Here is a 16,686-nt window from a genome sequence, read left to right as displayed (position 1 = left end):
TATCCGGCACGAAGACGGCCACAGGCGCTGCGCCGCGATTGTAGAAACGCGCAGTGTATCGGCAGGAGATGGAAAACGCTAAACGTTTGCGCACTCCCCTTTGCCAAGCATGCCAATGCATCGGCACGCACCGCTTCGGCCCGCTCAGGGTGGCAGCAATCGGGCCAGCAGGCGGCTGGGGATCGCATAGCTGATGCCGCTGGGGTGGCTGAGTGCCGACTCCTTGCTGCCCTTGACCAGCACCATATTGACCACGCCGACCACCAAGCCGGACTCGGCATCGAGCACCGGCCCGCCGCTATTGCCCGGATAGGCGGTGCCGTCGAGTTGCAGCACCTCGAACGGTCCCTCGCGCAAGCGGCGGACCGCACTCTCGTTGAGTCCCTGCGCCCCCGCCTGCGGCTGTGCAATCGGCACGATGGACGAGATCATCGCCCGGTGCGTCACCGGTGCGAAGCCCAGCGCGTTGCCGAGCGGGAAGCCGATCAAGGCAACCTCAAGCCCTTCACGCACCAGTTCGGGCGGCGCCAGCTGCAGCGCCGGCGCTGCCGGTCCGTCGAAGCGCAACAGCGCGAGATCGTGTGGCCGATCGAGCGTGAGGACCGTGCAGCTGCGCATGCTCCATTGGCCGCGCGCGCCAGGCACCTGGACGACCAGCTTGCGGTCGACGCCGTCGATACGCGATGGCGGAGGCAGGACATGCGCATTGGTGACCGCCAGATTGCCGTCACGGACAACGAAACCGGTGCCACTGAAGCCGAAGCGCGGGCTATCGGTCTCGGCATAGGTACCGACGAGCAGCACCGAGGGGCGGCTCCGCTCGATCAACCGGCGATAGTCGGCGGCCACACCTTTGCCAGGGGCTAGCAACAGCCCTAGCGCAGCCGCCGCCAGCCAGTCGCGGCGAGCCAAGCTCACTGGTTGAGCTCCGAAGCCGTCAGCCCCGTTTCCAGCGCAGCCACGCATTGCCGCCAGACACGATCGGGCTCGTCAAGCCGGAAACCTGCGAACAAACTGCCGTCGATCTGCTTATGGCGCACGACCTTCGCATGCACACGGGCGGACTCCCGGCTGCCAAGCTCGATCAAGGCATCGCCGCTGGCGCCAATCGGCAGGTCCTGCGAGCACTCGGCCTGAAAGCCGGAGAGCGAGATCTCGATCACCTGGAGCGCGAAGCTGCGCTCGCCATCGTCGGTCGTCAGCGTGATGCGACCAGGGCAGCGTATCGAATGGCGCTGATGCTGGCGCAGAGGATGTGAGCCGACGCCGGAATCAGCCCCGCTACCACTGAGCATGGGCAGAATGCGTCGGTATTCCGGCATGCTGTAGATGGACCAGAGCAGTGCCTTCTTGCGATCATCCAGCAAGGCGAAGCCCTGGGTGCGCTGATTGAAGAAGTGGTCGAGCAGTGCCGGCGTCATGACGGCGTCGTTCGTCGTGAAGTAGCGCCGCTTGGGAACCTTGATGTTCTCCAGCCGCGTCTGGAAAAAGTACTTGTGCAGGTTCTTGCGTGCCGGCTTGCCCCGGTAGCCCTGACGAAATACGTCCGACGCCGTCTTCAGGTCCAACGTCGCACCCACGGCAGGCGCGCCGTTGGCGAAGTCGTAGTTGTCGACAGTCTTCTCCTGCAGGCGCTCGAAGAACAGCAGAGCCTCGTACATCTCGATGCGGTCTGGATTCACGGCGATGACGAGGTGGCGCGTATCGAAGTACTCGGTGCAGTACTCGTGCATGAACTTCATCAGCGGGAACAGGATCGCACCACCGGTCTTGCGGAAGTCGGGATGAACGGCCAGCGCGGAGATCTCTGCGATGTTGCCGCCCTTGGCGCGCACATGTTCGAGATCGAACACCGCCTGCAGCGGGAAGCCGAACACGCCTTCACGAATCATCGAAATCGTGCCGACCACGCGTCCGTCGTACTTGGCGCAAAGGGTCGTCGTCGTCGGCAGTGCGTGGTATTCGGTGACACGCAGCCCCGCCGGGTGCGGCTTCATGAAGCCGCTGGCGACGTAAGCATCGTGAAGGATGCGAAAGCACTCCTCCAACTCTTCCTGGGTTTCGGCGATCTTCAGCAGCAGCCTCGCATCGGGCTCGGGGTCGCAGTCGACCAGAGCGCGGTAGAGCGCGAACCGTACCGAACGAGGCAGGTGAGCGAACAGCCCGCGCAGCCAGAGGTGGAACTTCTTCTTGAAACTCGAACGCCGGATGTGCGTCATACCTCGCCTACGCAAAGACCGCCGCAACGCGATTCGCTCGCCATGCGAACCAGACCGACCAAGGCTAGCAGAGCCATCCGGCGACCACAAGTCACAGCATCAAAGCTTGGCCTGCAGCCGCTTGACCTCGTCCTGGAGCGGGAACTTGTCACCGAGCGCAGCCAATTGCTTGAGCTGCTCGGCAGCCTCCGCTTTCTTGCCGGCGCGAAGCAGCAGATCAGCCAGATGGAGGCGGTGCGGATGGAAACCAGGCTCCAGGCTGACCGCCTTCTGCTGAGTCTGCAGCGCCTCCTCCAGCTTGCCCTCGCGCGCGAGGACCTCGGCCAAGGTGTCCAGGAAGGGCGCGAAATCGGGCCTCTGCGCGTTCGCCTTGCGCGCATAGTCCATCGCGCCCGGCTTACCCGTCTTGTTGAGGATCCAGGCGACATTGTTCGCCGCCACCGCGTTGTCCGGACGCAGTTCCAGCACTTGCTTGTAACGAGCCAAGGCCTGGTTCAGGTCATTCGACGCGAGTGCCTGGTCCCCCTGATAGAAGGCAAAGGCTGCGTCCTTGGGGTTGCGTGCCGCCCACAGAGCCTCCTGTCGACGCGCCTCGTCGCCACGACCGTCACGGCGCAGCGCCGTCAGCCATTTGATTGCATGCGTCGCATCATCCTGCAGATCGAGTGCGCTGCGATAGGCCTTGGCCGCCGCGGCGAAACGCTGCTCAGCCATTTCCAGATCACCCTCCAGCGCATAGAGGCCGGCATTGCGCGGGAGCTGCTTGTGAAGGCCGGCGAGCACACTGCGGGCCTCGTCCGCACGCCCAGCCTGTCTGGCCACTGCCACCAGAGCCCCCTGCACCTGCGCATTCTCCGGCTTCAATGCCAGAGCCTTTTTCAGCGTCTGCAGCGCAGCATTCGCGTCCTTCTGCGCCATCTGCAGTTCAGCCATGCGCAACAGCGGCACGGGCGACTCCGGCTGAAGCGCCGCTGCCTTGCCAGCCGTCGTCATCGCCTGATTGGCGTCGCCTGATGCCTGCTGTGCCTGAGCCAGGGCAAGCAGCATTTCCACATTGTCGGGAATGGCGGCCGCGCCCTCCTGGGCCGCGGACAACGCGCTCTTGGCATCCTTGGCGTCCAGGTGGATTGCGACCAGAGCGAGTCGCGGCGGCACTGCCTCTGGGTTCTGCTTGACGGCAGCCTTGACCAAGCCCAGCAGCTCGTCCTTCGAGGCGCCGGATTGCTGCTTGAGGTTCACCAGCGCCATGTGCACCGCAACGTTGCGCGGCTCCTTCTGCAGCGCGGTCTCGAAGCGCTTGATGGCTTCCTGCGGTCGCTTGTCGGCGGTATCGAGCCCAGCCAGCGCGGTCAGTGCCGGCAGATAGCCGGGAGCAAGCTTCAGCGCTGCCTCGAAATGCTGCCGCGCCTTTTCCCTGTCGCCGCGCAGCAGTTCGATGCGTCCGCGCAGTCCTTGCGCGATGGGCTGCTCGGGTGTCTTTCGTTCGAGGCTGTCGATGGCCTTCAGGGCGCCGACGAAATCCTTGCGGCGCTCCAGCGCGCTGATCAGCGCCATATCAGGCAGGATCGTCGCCTCGCGGCTCGACAGTTCGCGCAGTTCCTCGAAGCCCAGCTGGTCGTTGCCCTGCTGCAGATGGGTCAAGGCCAGCGCGGTTCGGCTGCGCATGTCCTTGGGGTTGAGCTTCGCGGCCAGCGCCAGCAACTGCTCGGCCTTCTTGGCGTCGCCCTCCAGCAGGTGAGCCTCGGCAGCGATGGCCACCGCCTGCGGCACGGGTGGCTTGGCGTCGAGCAGGTCGCCCACTGTGGCAAGCGCCTTCTTCGCGTCGCCGCTCTGCACGTAGGCGCGCGCCAGCGCAACGCGCGCATCGATGAAGCTGGGCTGCAACTGCAGAGCCTGCTTGAGATAGGTCTCGGCCTTGGCATGCTCGCCAAGCTGTGCCGAAACCACACCGGCGAGATGCAGTGCCTGCGGCGACTTCGGCGCCAGTTTCAGCAGGGCCTGGACCTGCTCGCGCGCAGCCGGAAGGTCTTTGCGCGCCAGTGCCAGCCTCGCTGCGAAATAGCGCACCTGCGGCAGGTTCTCCGAGACAGCCTGCATGCGTTTGAGCAGCGCAGTTGCCTCGTCCAGATCGGGCTTGGCCATCGCGAAGCGGAACAGGGCCCCCAGAGCCGGCAGGTTCTTCGCATCGCGCTTGAGGGCCTCTTGATAGCTTGCCGAAGCTGCGTCAACGCCCTTGCCCTGCAAGAGCTGAACATCGCCCTTGGCCAACCAGGCAGCGACCAGATCCGGTTGCTTCACCAACAGCTGATCGATGGCCGCACCCGCTTCGTCCCGCTGGCCTGCGCCAATCAGCAGACGCACATTGAGCAGTTGCGCATCGGCCAGATCCGGGCTGGCGCTGATGACGCGGCCGACCAGTTCGCGCGCCTGCGTCAGATTGCCGCTGGAGGCAAACGCGCTGGCAACTGTGAGCTTGAGCTCGGCATCCTTCTTCGCGTCCGCCAACTGCATCTGACCGAACTGCTCGATCACCTTCGCAGCCTGGCCCTGCAACAGCAGCACGCGCGCCTGCTCTGGCGCGAGCAGCTGCTTGTCAAAGCCCAGTTCCGCTGCCTTGTCGAGCTCGATCTTCGCCCCGGCGACATCACCGCCCTGCAGCAGCAGCTTGCCGAGCAGGTAACGCGCTTCTGCAGACTTGGCGTCCTTCTGCAGCGCATTCTTCAGCTGGATGATCGCCGCCTTCGTGTCCTGCTTCTCGATGTGCGATCGAGCAGATGCGATGAGCTGCTCCGACGACTCGCCGAAACAGCCTGCCAGCGCGACGGCAGCCGACACACTCAGCGCAGCACGCGCGAAGCGGCTCGATACCTGGCTCATCATGTTCTTCTCCCTCATGTTCCGTGGGCTACTTGATCTGCAACTTGTTCATCAGGTCATACAGCGTCGGGCGGCTGATACCCAGGATCTCCGCGGCCCGCACGATGCTGCCAGCGGAGCGTGCCAGCGCGGCCACAACCGCCTGACGCTCGGCCCGCTCGCGCACGGTGCGCAAGTCCAGTGACGCGAGCTCCGCATCCTCCGGCGCAAGATCAGGCACGGCCAGACCCAGGTCTTCCGCACTGACACGGTCGCCGTCCGCCATGATCGAGGCACGCTTCATCAGGTTCTGGAGCTCGCGCACATTGCCCGGCCACTGATGAGCCTCGATCGCGCGTGCCGCGTCCTCACTCAGGGTCAAGGCCGGTCTACGCTGTTCCGCTGCAAATCGCTTGAGAAATGAGTGCGCCAACAGCACGGCATCCCCCTGCCGCTCGCGCAGCGGCGGAATGTCGACGACGATCTCCGCGAGACGGTAGTAGAGATCCTCGCGAAACGCGCCTTCGCTGATCAGCCGTCGCAGATCCTGGTGCGTGGCGCCGACGATGCGGACATCGACAGGAATCTCCTGCCGCCCGCCCAGACGCTCGATGGAGCGCTCCTGCAGAAAGCGCAGGAGCTTGGCCTGCAGCGGCAACGGGAGGTCTCCGATCTCGTCGAGCATCAGCGTGCCGCCATTGGCCGTTTCGATCTTGCCGATGGTCGTCTTGTTGGCACCAGTGAAGGCACCCCTCTCATAGCCGAAGAGCTCGCTCTCCAACAGGTTGTCCGGTATGGCTGCGCAGTTGATGGCGATGAAACGCCCCTTGCGCTTGGACGCGTCATGCAGCCCCTGGGCGAGCAGCTCTTTGCCGGTGCCGCTCTCGCCGAGCAAAAGCACGGTTGCGTTGCTAGGGGCGACCTTCTCGATGGTGCGGCAAAGCTTGAGCATGCGCTCGTCGCGCGTGATGATGCCGCCCACCGTGTCCGAACTCTGCTGTGCCTGCAGCCGTCGGTTCTCGAGCTGCAGCTCATACAGGCGGAAAGCACGCTCGACGGTGAGCTGCAGCACATCGGGATCGACCGGCTTGGCCAGGAAGTCATAGGCCCCCAGCCGAATCGCGCGCAGGGCATTGCTCTGGTCGTTCTGCCCAGTCAGCACGATGACCTTCACAGCCGGGTCGAGTTCGATCAGCTTCTCGAGCAGCTTGAAACCCTCCGAGACCGAATCCTGATCCGGTGGCAGGCCCAGATCCATGGTCACCACAGCGGGCTGATGGCGGCGGAACTGCAGCAAGGCAGATGCGACGTCGTCGGCCAGCACCGACTCGAAGCCATCGAGCGACCACTTCAGCTGTTTCTGCAGAGCCAAGTCGTCTTCGACGATCAGCAGGGGCTGTACGCGATTGGCGCTCATTTGGCAGTGCTCAGCATGTCGAGGTCAGATGCAACGGAGGCGTGGAACAGGGGCAGCTCTATCGTCACTGTCGTGCCGCGGCCGACTTCGCTCTTCACTTTGATCTTCCCCCCTAACTCCTGCAGATACTGGAAACTCTCGAACGCACCGATGCCCATGCCGCTCGACTTGGTGGTCTGGAAGGGCTTGAACAGCCGCGTGCGGATGAACTCCTCGCTCATGCCGCAACCAGTATCGCCGACTTCGACGAGCGCATTGCTGCCCTCGCGATCCAGACGCAGCCAGACCCGCCCATCTTCAGGGGTGGCATCAAAGGCGTTCTGCACCACATGCCCGATCACGCGCTCAATGCGCTCCTGATGACCACGGGTTGCGACTGCTGCACGCAGGTCCAACTCGAGCCCGCGGCCCTTGCCTTGCGCAGAGGCCTGCAGTCGTTTGGCGATGGGCACCAGTTCCACGCCCTGGGGCACGCCGTGAGGCGTACCGCCTTCACGCAACTGCAGCATCAGCTGACGCATCTTCTCCAGCGAGTTTTCGACCGTCGCGAGCATGTCTTCCTGGAACTCCGGGTTGTCACGCAGGCGTCGGGCGTTCTTCATCATCAGCGAGAGCTGGGTGACGATGTTTTTCAGGTCATGAACGACAAAGGCCGACATCTTGTTGAACGCATCAAACTTGCGCGCCTCGAGCAGTGCCTCAGTGGCCTGCATTTGCGCCAAGTAGCTTGCCGCCTGCGAGCTGGCTGTGCGCAGCAGATCGCGCACCTCCCAGTTGACGTCCAGCGCAGTACGCGGTCGCCCCAGAAGCACGAAGCCGATCAGCGCGCCGGATACCGACAAGGGAACGAGCAACCAGTAGCGATCGTCGCGCGCCATCCAGTGCGGCAGTTCCAGACCGGCGTAACGGCCCGGGTAGCGACGGAACTCGTCGAGGTCGACGATCCAGCCGGTATCGAGCAAGTAGCGCACGAAGCCTGCGTCGGCTGCCTCGGCCTGCTTGGACTCGATCAGATTCCAGCGCGCCGATTCGATGTATTCACTGCCTGCATTGCGCCGCAGCCACAGGCATCCCGCAGGACTTTCGACCAGGTTGGCAAGACCGCGAATCACGGAAATGCCGAGCTCCTGCGGAGAGATCTGCGACGACAGCATGGCGGTGAAGCGCAGCCACTCCTCACGATAGTCGTAGCGATAGCTGAAGAAGTGCTTGTTGATGTAGACACGCAGCTTGGCCCGCATCGACCCGGACAGCAGCACCAGCAGCAGGCTCGGCAAGGCAATCGCGATGAGCGCGATCTGCATCGCGCGGCCCCAGTCGCCGCCCGTATAGCGCACGTAATAGCCGACGCCGGAAACGAGCAGCAGATAGAGCCCGGTAAGCAGCATCGTTGCCGAATGGAAGACCACGGCACGCGATACATGCAGCTTGGATACCCAGTCTGCACTTCTGCGACTGGCGAGATACAGCAGCGGCACCGAGAAGCTGTGCACCAGCGGCCGAACCCCAAGCGCATCCGCGTCGAACTGTCTGAACAACGCTGCCTGTGAGAACACGTACAGGTCGAACACGAACAGCAGCCCCAGACCCAGGCACACCGGCTTGGCCCCCCACAACGCATCGTTGTCAACGTTGCGCAGCAATTGCTCGACCAACAGAAGGCCAAGGACGCTGAGACTGAGCCACGCGAAGGCCAGTGCCCGCAGCCAGAGACCGGACACACCGCCGATCAGCTCGTTGGCCACAACCAGAGCAAGGGTCGCAGCCACCGCCAAGCCTGAGACGAGCATCAGGCGCTGCCGCGTCGGTTCCTGTGAGCCAGAGAGTCCTGGGGTACGCAGCAGCAGCAGCACGAAGGCCAGCAACAGGCCATAGCGCAGCAGGTCGAGCAAGGCGACCAGGGTCTCCGCGAGGGGCAGGCGCGGCAGTGACTGCACCACCAGGCCGACGAGCGACCACGCCGTACCAGCCAGCATCGCCGCCAAGAACGCTCGTCCGGCGCTGCCGCCCTTGCCGACGGAGAATCCGTTACGCCAGAGAAATGCGGCCAGGAAGACGCCATGCGCCAGAGCCGCCGCAGCGTAGGAGTAGAGGCTGAGATCCAGGGCGTGCAAGAACATGGCCTATTGAAACACGCGGGTCACAGGCCACCCAAGGCGCAGACGCCCCGGTGGCACCTGCTGCAGGCCGTCACGCCGAGCCCGCGCGGACGATGAGGCGAGGACGCCTGTGTGCTGATGCTCCACGCCTCAGCGGGCACCCTTACCGGTCAGCACGACCGCCACCGTCTCCAGCATGATCAGGAGGTCAAGAAACAGCGTGTGGTTCTTGACGTAGTACAGGTCGTACTGCAGCTTTTCCACCGAGTCCTCGACGGTGGAGCCGTACTCGTAGCGCACCTGCGCCCAACCTGTCACGCCCGGCTTCACACTGTGGCGCACCGCGTAGTAGGGGATCTTGGCCGTGAGATCGTCGACAAAGAACTGACGCTCCGGACGAGGGCCGACCAGACTCATTTCGCCGCGCAGCACATTGAGCAGCTGCGGCAGCTCATCGATGCGCACACGCCGGATGAAACGCCCCACGCGGGTTACACGGTCATCGTTGACAGTTGCCCAGCGCGGCTGTCCATCCTTTTCCGCATCCGTCCGCATGCTGCGGAACTTGATCACCTCGAACACCTTGCCGTTGAGGCCGACCCGTTCCTGTCGGTAGAAGACAGGACCGCGCGACTCGAGCTTGATGGCGATTGCCGTCAACAGCATGACTGGCAGGGCCAGCAGCAGGATCATCGTCGAGAACAGTACATCGAAGACGCGCTTCACCGACGAACGCAACACGCCCTGGTTGAAGCCGTCTCCAAAGATCAGCCAGCCAGCATTGACATGGCTGATCTTGATTTGGGCCAGGGTCTTCTCGAAATGCGTGGCAATGTCGAAGACCTTCACGCCATAAATCTTGCAGTCGAGCAATTGGCGCAGCGGCATGCTGCCGCCGCGTCGCTCAGACAGGGCCACGACGATCTCATCCACACCCAGCTTCAGTGCGGTCTCGGTCAGGCTCCCCTCGGAAGAAATGATCTCGGCCGGATTGACCAGCGACTCGCTCTCGTTCGGCCCGGGAAAGTAGCCGACGATTTGCACATGCGGGTCGGCAGCCTTCAGCGTCGCACCAACCGTGCGAGCGGCTTCGCCAGAACCGAAGATCAGAATCTTGGTGCGGTTGCGCAACTGGGCCACCGAGTGCGCAGCGTAGACACGATGCACCAGCACCGCAGCAACCGCAGCCATCGCGGCCAGCGTCATCACCTCGCGACTCTCGCTGGCATCGGCAGGCAGCAAGCCAAAGATCCCATAGGCCACCGGCAGCGCCAGCAGCAGCGCCAGCAGTGCACGGGCGCAGGACTCAGTCACCGAACGGTTGTGCACATGTTGATAGAAGCCGGTCGCGGAATTCAGAACGAACATGAAGCCGGCCAGCGACAGACCATGTGCGGCAGCGAAAGGCATGACCTGCCCAGCCTGCTCACCCTGGCTCAGCACTACTGCAAACAGCGCGATGATGATCAGGCCCATGTCGAAGAAGACCTGAAGCAATGTCCGTCGATGCAGGTAGTGATTGAAAACTCGAATCATGCTCTTTCCCCGATTGCACTGCCCAGGCACACACCTTGACGCCCTCCTGACCCGAAAGAACCGGGGTCATCCAGGGAGATGCAGGCGCACAAGCCAGTGCTTGATCCTCCAGGGGCGAATCCCTTGCTGTGAAGGATGATGCCCGCCAGTCTGGGGCTTGAAAGCCCCCCGTTTGGAGGGTCAACCCGTAGGTCTGCCAACTCGTACCGCTGTCATGAAAATGCTCTAGTGGCGCAGCACCCGCCCCCCGTGGTGCGCTGCAGTAGATCGCACCCTTGTCGACACCTGGCGTGAGGAATGCACAGCAGTTCGACGGTGTCACCGGTGCAGGCGACAGCCAGAGTGGCTGGGCATGACGGAGTTGGCAGATCAGCCGGCCTCCCGAGCACATAAAAGCAAGGGCGCCCGCCTTGCGGCGGGCGCCCTTCACCCCAACGAGCGGGGAATCAGTCGCTCAGGCTCAACGCACGACCGCGATCTGCTCGCGGGCGCCGCCCTTGTAGGTGTACAGCGTCAACGCGCCATTCTTGATGTCGCCCTTGCTATCGAAGGCGATCGTGCCAGTCACGCCCTTGTAGCCTTCGGTCTTGGCCAGCACCGGCAGGTACTTGGCCGGCTCGGCGGAGCCGGCCTTGACCATGGCAGCCACCATCACGTTGACGGCGTCATAGACGTATGGCGCGTAGATCTGCACGTCCAGGTTGTTCTTGGCCTTGAACTTGGCCTTGAAATCATCCATCGACTTCTTCGATTCACCCTCGACGCCACCAGCCTCGGCGCAGACCACCTGACCGTCAGCCATGGTGCCAGCGGCCAGCTTGGGCAGTTCGCCCGAGCAGATGCCATCGCCACCCATGAACTTGGCGGTGATGCCCAGCTGCTTCATCTGGCGCAGCATGGGTCCTGCGACGGCGTCCATGCCGCCAAAGAACACCACGTCAGGCTTCTTGCCCTTCAAGGAGGTCAGGATGGCGGTGAAATCCGTCGCCTTGTCGTTGGTGAATTCGCGGCCAACCACCTTGCCGCCAGCAGCCTTGACACCCTTCTCGAACTCATCAGCCACGCCTTGACCGTAGGCAGTGCGGTCGTCGATGACGGCGATGTTCTTGCCCTTCAGGTCCTTGACTGCATAGCGGCCCAGCGTGCCACCCAGATGCACGTCGTCGGCAACCACGCGGAAGGTGGTCTTGTAGCCATTACGGGTGAACTTCGGGTTGGTGGCCGACGGCAANGCGGCCCAGCGTGCCACCCAGATGCACGTCGTCGGCAACCACGCGGAAGGTGGTCTTGTAGCCATTACGGGTGAACTTCGGGTTGGTGGCCGACGGCGAGATCTGCGGAATGCCGGCGTCGCTGTAGACCTTGGAAGCGGGAATGGACGTGCCGGAGTTCAGGTGACCGACCACGCCATTGACTTTGGAGTCCACCAGCTTCTGTGCAGCGGCAGTGCCCTGCTTGGGATCGCCAGCATCGTCTTCGGCCAGCAACTCGAACTTGGCCTTCTTGCCGCCGATGGTCACCCCCTTGGCGTTCAACTCATCGATGGCCATGCGGGCACCGAGTTCGTTGTCCTTGCCAAGGTGCGCGATAGCGCCGCTCGTCGGGCCCACATGGCCGATCTTCACGACCAGTTCCTGCGACAGCGCCGCGCCGCTCATGACCAGCGCAACTGCGCCAACGAACACGTTCAACTTCATTTGCATTTATGACCTCCGAGACGGGACATTGAAGGGGTTGTTGTTTGTTCAACAAACGTGCCGACGTTACCCCAAAAATGCACTCAAGTTCCACGGGGTAAGCCTGGAAGATCCGATGCCCGACGCAGGCCGACCCACCGTGCCGCTATGGGACAAGAGAAGCTCGCGCCGGCAGCTCAGCCGCGCGACTGATCTTGATTTTGCTGCGCCAGCGGCGACGCTTGGAGCTGCTGGCGCAACTCGGGCAGCAGCTGTTCGACCAGCGCCGGAATTGCCCGGTCGATCGCGCGAGCGATCAGCTGTCTCAGCAAGTCATCGTCCAGTACTGCAGCCACGGGGGGCGCCGGCCCTTCCTCCGCGACCGGCGCGCCCGGCAGCGGCGCAGGAAGATCGGGGGAATCGAGCGGCATCTCGGCCGATGTGGGCAGGTGCAAGCCCTCGTCGCTCAGATCAATCAGCAGTTCGTCGGCGGCATTTGAGAGCGGGTGCGGTTCAAGCGCAGGCCCCCTCGTCTCGTGCTGCGGCAGGCAGTCATCGTCGATCACCTCTGTCAGCACCGGAACGATGCGCTTGTCAGGGATGTTGTCACGCATGACTCAGACCTCCGTCCAGAAGTCCGGACCGCCCGTCGCGCACTGGCTGCTGCAGCGCATCAGCCCCCCTGCACGTGATGCGTGACCGCATGTCCAGCTGCCCGGTAGGCCTTGAAGCGCTCACGCCCGGCCTGCACCTGTGACTCGTCGGTGGACACCACCTCCAGCACACGCGCAAAACGCTCGTAGCCCGCCGCCAACCCCGGTCCGAGGTTCAAGAGCACCTGGTCATGATCGACTTGATCAGCGCTGTCCACCAGCAGCACCGGCGTGCGCACGCTTTGCCGCGTCGCTGCGCTGCCCGAACGCAGACGCAGATGCGGAACGAACTCCGTGGGATCGAATGTCCACAAGGCCTGGTCGAGCCGATCGAGCGCCGCCTCGGGACCGACCACCGCGACCTGCGCTCCGGACTGCTGCGCCTTGCGCAGCAGCCGGCACACAAAGGGCAGCCGGTCGGCCACCCCGGTGTAGAAGCTCACGTCGCTCATGCTCCGCCCACGGCTCGCACGCGCGTCGCTCAGCTGGCCTGGCTCAGCACGAAGTGGGTGAGCAGGCCCACGGGGCGTCCAGTACCTCCCTTGGCCGCGCCACCCTTCCAAGCCGTGCCTGCGATGTCCAGATGGCCCCAGCGGTACTTGCCGGCAAAGCGCTGCAGGAACTTGGCCGCCGTGATCGAGCCGCCGGCGCGCGAACCGACATTGGCCATGTCGGCGAAGTTGCTCTTCAGCGCCTCGTCGTATTCCTCGTCCAGCGGCATGCGCCAGCAAGGATCAAGGGCAGCGTCACCAGCAGCACTCAGCGCAGCCGCCAGCTCGTCATCGCTGGCATACATGCCGCTGCGCACGCCGCCCAGCGCAATCACGCAGGCACCGGTCAGCGTGGCGATGTCCACCACCGCGGCAGGCTTGAAGCGCTCGGCATAGGTCAGCGCGTCGCAAAGGATCAGCCGGCCCTCGGCATCGGTATTGAGGATCTCGATGGTCTGGCCCGACATGGACTTGACCACGTCGCCGGGCTTGAGCGCACGGCCGCTGGGCATGTTCTCGCAGGCGGCGATGATGCCCACCAGATTGACCTTGGGCTTGAGCTCGGCCACGGCGCGCAAGGTGCCCAGCACGCTGGCTGCGCCGCCCATGTCGAACTTCATCTCGTCCATCTCGGCACCCGGCTTCAGCGAGATGCCGCCCGAGTCGAAAGTGATGCCCTTGCCGACCAGCACCACCGGCGCCTGAGTCTTGGGCGCGCCGTCGTAACGGGCAACGATGAAGCGCAGCGGCTCGTCCGAACCCTGGGCCACGGCCAGGAAGGAGCCCATGCCCAGCTTCTCGACCGCCTTCTTGTCCAGCACCTCGACCTTCAGGCCATGGCTGCGCCCCAGCGCCTTGACCTGCTCGGCCAGATAGGTCGGGGTGGCGTGGTTGCCGGGGCGGTTGGCGGCCTCGCGCGCGAGCTCGACACCGGCCGCAATAGCCTGGCCACGCGCCAGACCGAGCTTCGCCGCCTTGGCCTCGTCCTTGCCTGCCAGCACGGTCAGCTTGTTCAAGGCCGGTGCAGCCGGTGCACTGGGCTTGGTGTGGCGATAGACATAGGCAGCTTCGCTCGCCGCCAGCACAGTTTGCTCGACCAGGCCTTCGCCGACTGTCTCGAACCCAGCGAAGCAGACCGCAGCATGCGCCGCACCGCGGCTCTTCAGCTGACCCAGCGCCGCCTGCACCGCATTGCGGCCGGCCTTCAGCGAAGCCTTGCCGGCAGCGGCTAGCACCAGGCGCGGCGCCTTCAGGCCTGGCACGCGCTGCAGCACCAGGGTCTTGCCGGCCTTCAGCTCGAAGTCGCCGATCTTGATAGCGTCCTTGATGGCCGCGGCAACCGCCGCATCCAGGCCCGCCGGCAGGGTATCGCCGGCGAGGACCAGCACCAGGGCATCGGCGCTCACGCCGGCCAACGCGTCGATAGACGCGGTCTGAGTACGAAAGTCCATAATGAGGGAGGTAATTAAAGTGGCCGGATGTTATTCGATTCCTCTGTAAGAGCTGAGCTCTCGCGCAGTTTCGGCGTGACCCTCGTGGTCATCCTCACCATCGTGCTGACGATGATGCTGATCCGCACGCTCGGACAGGCAGCGGGCGGCAATATCGCGCCGCAGGACGTGGTGCTGCTGATGGGCTATCTGAGCCTGGCGCAACTGCCCACGATGCTCAGCCTGTCCCTGTTCATCGCCGTGGTCGCGAGCCTGGGCCGCATGTACCGCGAGTCGGAGATGCAGATCTGGTTCGCCAGCGGCGTCGGGCTGAGCCGCTTCGTCAAGCCGGTACTGCGCTTCGCCTGGCCGGTGCTGGTGGTGATCGTCGTGCTCGTGCTGGTCGTGCTGCCCTGGGGCAACCGCAGCAGCGCTCAAATCAAGGAACGCTACGAGAAACGCTCCGACCTCTCGCGAGTGACGCCTGGCCAGTTCCAGAGCTCGCGCGATGGCAGCCGTGTGTTCTTCATCGACCGCGACAGCGAGGACAGCCGCACCGGCCGCAATGTCTTCATCCTCAGCCAGACCGCCAAGGGCGAGTCTGTCACCAGCGCCGCCCGGGGCCGGATCGAGTGGATCGACGACGACCGCTACCTGCTGCTCGAAAACGGCCAGCGCAACGAGGTGGACAGCCAGGGCAACAAGACGCTGGCTCGCTTCGACCGCTACCAGGTGCAGATCGATGACCAGGCGGTACGCTCGGTCGATGCCCTGCCGCCCAAGGCCATGGAGACGCTCGACCTGCTGCGCAGTACACAGCCGCTGCACCAGGCGCAGATCGCCTGGCGCTTGGGCCTGGCAATCGCGGCGGTGAACATGGTGTTGCTGGGCATCGGCATGTCGGCCTCGAACCCACGCCGCGCCAGCAACTGGAACCTGTTGTTCGCGCTGCTGGCCTTCGTCGTCTACTTCAACATGATCAACCTCACCCAGGCCTGGGTGGGCAGCGGCCGCACCAGCTTGCCGGCCGCGCTGCTGGCTGTCCATGGCAGCTGCTTCGTGGTCGCGCTGCTGCTGATGTGGTTGCGCGAAAACGGCAACCAGATCGGCCTGCCGCGGCTGCGCATGCCTCGGCGCCAGGGAGGCTCGGCATGAAGACCGTGCGCCGGCTGCTCTACCGGGATGTGCTCAGTGCCGTGGCCTTCGTGGCACTGGCCTTCCTGTCGCTCTTCTACTTCATCGACTTCGTCGAAACGCTGGACTCGCTGGGCCGCCGGGGCAAGAGCGGCAGCGCCGCGGCCGCGGCCTGGCTGTCCCTGCTCGAGCTGCCGGGGCATTTCTACGAGCTGTTCCCCATCGCCGTGCTGATCGGCAGCATCTTCGCTCTGGCGCGCCTGGCGCACTCCAGCGAGTTCACGATCCTGCGCACCGGCGGCTTGGGGCCGGGTCGCGCGCTGGCGCTGCTCAGCACGCTGGCGCTGGGTTTCGCCATCACGACCTTCGTGGTCGGGGACTTCGTGGCGCCGCAGTTCGATCGCCACGTCGAGGCACAGCGTGCCGCCTACACCTCAGGCGGCGGCGCTGTTGCCAGCGGGCGCGGGGTCTGGCTGAAGGACCGTCAGCTCACGCCCGCCGGCGAGCGCAGCTTCTCGGTCAACGTCGGCGCGGTACGCAGTGACGGCGAGCTGGAGCGGGTGCGCATCTACGAGTTCGACAGTCAGGGCGCCTTGCGCGCCCGCACCGAGGCAGCACGGGCTCGCGTCGATGGCGACGGGCATTGGCGCCTGCAGCAGGCCCGCCGCACCGAGTGGCGCGCCGAGCGGGTCGTCGAACAGGCGCTCGACGACCTGGCCTGGAACAGCGGCATCGATACCGACGTGCTGAACGCCGCGATCAGCCCGCCCAAGAACATGTCCACCGTCGAGCTCTACCGCTACACCGCCCATCTGTCGGCACACGAACAGTCGGCCCAGCAGCACGACATCCAGTTCTGGCGCAAGGCGCTCTACCCCTTCGCCTGCTTCGTGATGGTGGCGCTGGCCCTGCCCTTTGCCTACCTGCACTCGCGCAACGGCGGCATCAGCCTGAAGGTGTTCGGCGGCATCATGCTGGGCATCAGCTTCGTGCTGCTCAACAATCTCGCCGGGCATCTGGGCATGCTCAAAGGCTGGACGCCCTGGGCCGTGGCCGCCACGCCCAGCCTGATCTACCTCGGCATCTCGCTGGCCGCCTTCGGCTGGCTGGTCCGTTACCGGTGATGGGCTCCCCCCGTACGCGCTTCGCGCGCCCCCTCGAGGGGGCTACACCGA

At 64.5% G+C, this 16,686-nt stretch carries 11 protein-coding genes and 1 pseudogene; 2 read left to right on the top strand and 10 right to left on the bottom strand.

The window, feature by feature from the left end; translation table 11 throughout:
- Positions 1–144: 144 nt before the first annotated feature.
- The 10 genes and pseudogenes from AC2EBS_RS02700 to AC2EBS_RS02655 form a co-directional block, all read right to left on the bottom strand.
- A complete protein-coding gene (locus AC2EBS_RS02700) occupies positions 145–918 on the bottom strand; it encodes a S1 family peptidase (RefSeq protein ID WP_484726834.1) in 774 nt (257 codons plus the stop codon).
- Positions 915–2,219 (bottom strand): PilZ domain-containing protein, encoded by a 1,305-nt coding sequence (locus AC2EBS_RS02695; RefSeq protein WP_484726833.1) that lies wholly within the window; start codon positions 2,217–2,219, stop codon positions 915–917. Before AC2EBS_RS02695 ends, AC2EBS_RS02700 begins: the two co-directional genes overlap by 4 nt.
- A 99-nt stretch (positions 2,220–2,318) precedes the next feature.
- On the bottom strand, positions 2,319–5,099 hold the full coding sequence (gene prsT, locus AC2EBS_RS02690; RefSeq protein ID WP_484726832.1) for an XrtA/PEP-CTERM system TPR-repeat protein PrsT: 2,781 nt from the start codon (positions 5,097–5,099) through the stop codon (positions 2,319–2,321).
- Positions 5,100–5,124: 25 nt separating this feature from the next.
- Complete coding sequence (prsR, locus tag AC2EBS_RS02685; protein ID WP_484726831.1) at positions 5,125–6,492, bottom strand: PEP-CTERM-box response regulator transcription factor; 1,368 nt, start codon at positions 6,490–6,492, stop codon at positions 5,125–5,127.
- Entirely contained in the window at positions 6,489–8,612 is a 2,124-nt protein-coding gene (prsK, locus tag AC2EBS_RS02680) for an XrtA/PEP-CTERM system histidine kinase PrsK (RefSeq protein ID WP_484726830.1), read from the bottom strand. Before prsK ends, prsR begins: the two co-directional genes overlap by 4 nt.
- A 129-nt stretch (positions 8,613–8,741) precedes the next feature.
- A complete protein-coding gene (locus AC2EBS_RS02675) occupies positions 8,742–10,067 on the bottom strand; it encodes a TIGR03013 family XrtA/PEP-CTERM system glycosyltransferase (protein WP_484726829.1) in 1,326 nt (441 codons plus the stop codon).
- A 520-nt stretch (positions 10,068–10,587) separates the two neighbouring features.
- A pseudogene (locus AC2EBS_RS02670) lies at positions 10,588–11,830 on the bottom strand (branched-chain amino acid ABC transporter substrate-binding protein).
- Positions 11,831–12,000: 170 nt separating this feature from the next.
- Positions 12,001–12,417: a hypothetical protein gene (locus tag AC2EBS_RS02665; protein ID WP_484726828.1), complete on the bottom strand. Its 417-nt coding sequence runs from the start codon at positions 12,415–12,417 to the stop codon at positions 12,001–12,003.
- 59 nt (positions 12,418–12,476) lie between these two features.
- Complete coding sequence (locus tag AC2EBS_RS02660) at positions 12,477–12,908, bottom strand: DNA polymerase III subunit chi (RefSeq protein WP_484726827.1); 432 nt, start codon at positions 12,906–12,908, stop codon at positions 12,477–12,479.
- Positions 12,909–12,937: 29 nt separating this feature from the next.
- Entirely contained in the window at positions 12,938–14,398 is a 1,461-nt protein-coding gene (locus tag AC2EBS_RS02655; RefSeq protein ID WP_484726826.1) for a leucyl aminopeptidase, read from the bottom strand.
- 27 nt (positions 14,399–14,425) lie between these two features.
- On the opposite strand from AC2EBS_RS02655, the gene lptF reads away from it, so the two are divergent.
- Together lptF and lptG are read left to right on the top strand one after the other, a co-directional pair.
- The gene (gene lptF, locus AC2EBS_RS02650) at positions 14,426–15,532 is read left to right on the top strand and encodes an LPS export ABC transporter permease LptF (RefSeq protein ID WP_484726825.1); all 1,107 of its coding nucleotides are present in this window, start codon (positions 14,426–14,428) and stop codon (positions 15,530–15,532) included.
- Positions 15,529–16,635: an LPS export ABC transporter permease LptG gene (gene lptG, locus AC2EBS_RS02645; protein WP_484726824.1), complete on the top strand. Its 1,107-nt coding sequence runs from the start codon at positions 15,529–15,531 to the stop codon at positions 16,633–16,635. The genes lptF and lptG overlap by 4 nt, the downstream gene beginning before the upstream one ends.
- Positions 16,636–16,686 lie beyond the last annotated feature (51 nt).

Source organism: Roseateles sp. T103 (assembly GCF_057219915.1).
The sequence above is the reverse complement of the archived record's forward strand: the minus strand, read 5'-3'. Positions and strand labels throughout refer to the sequence as shown.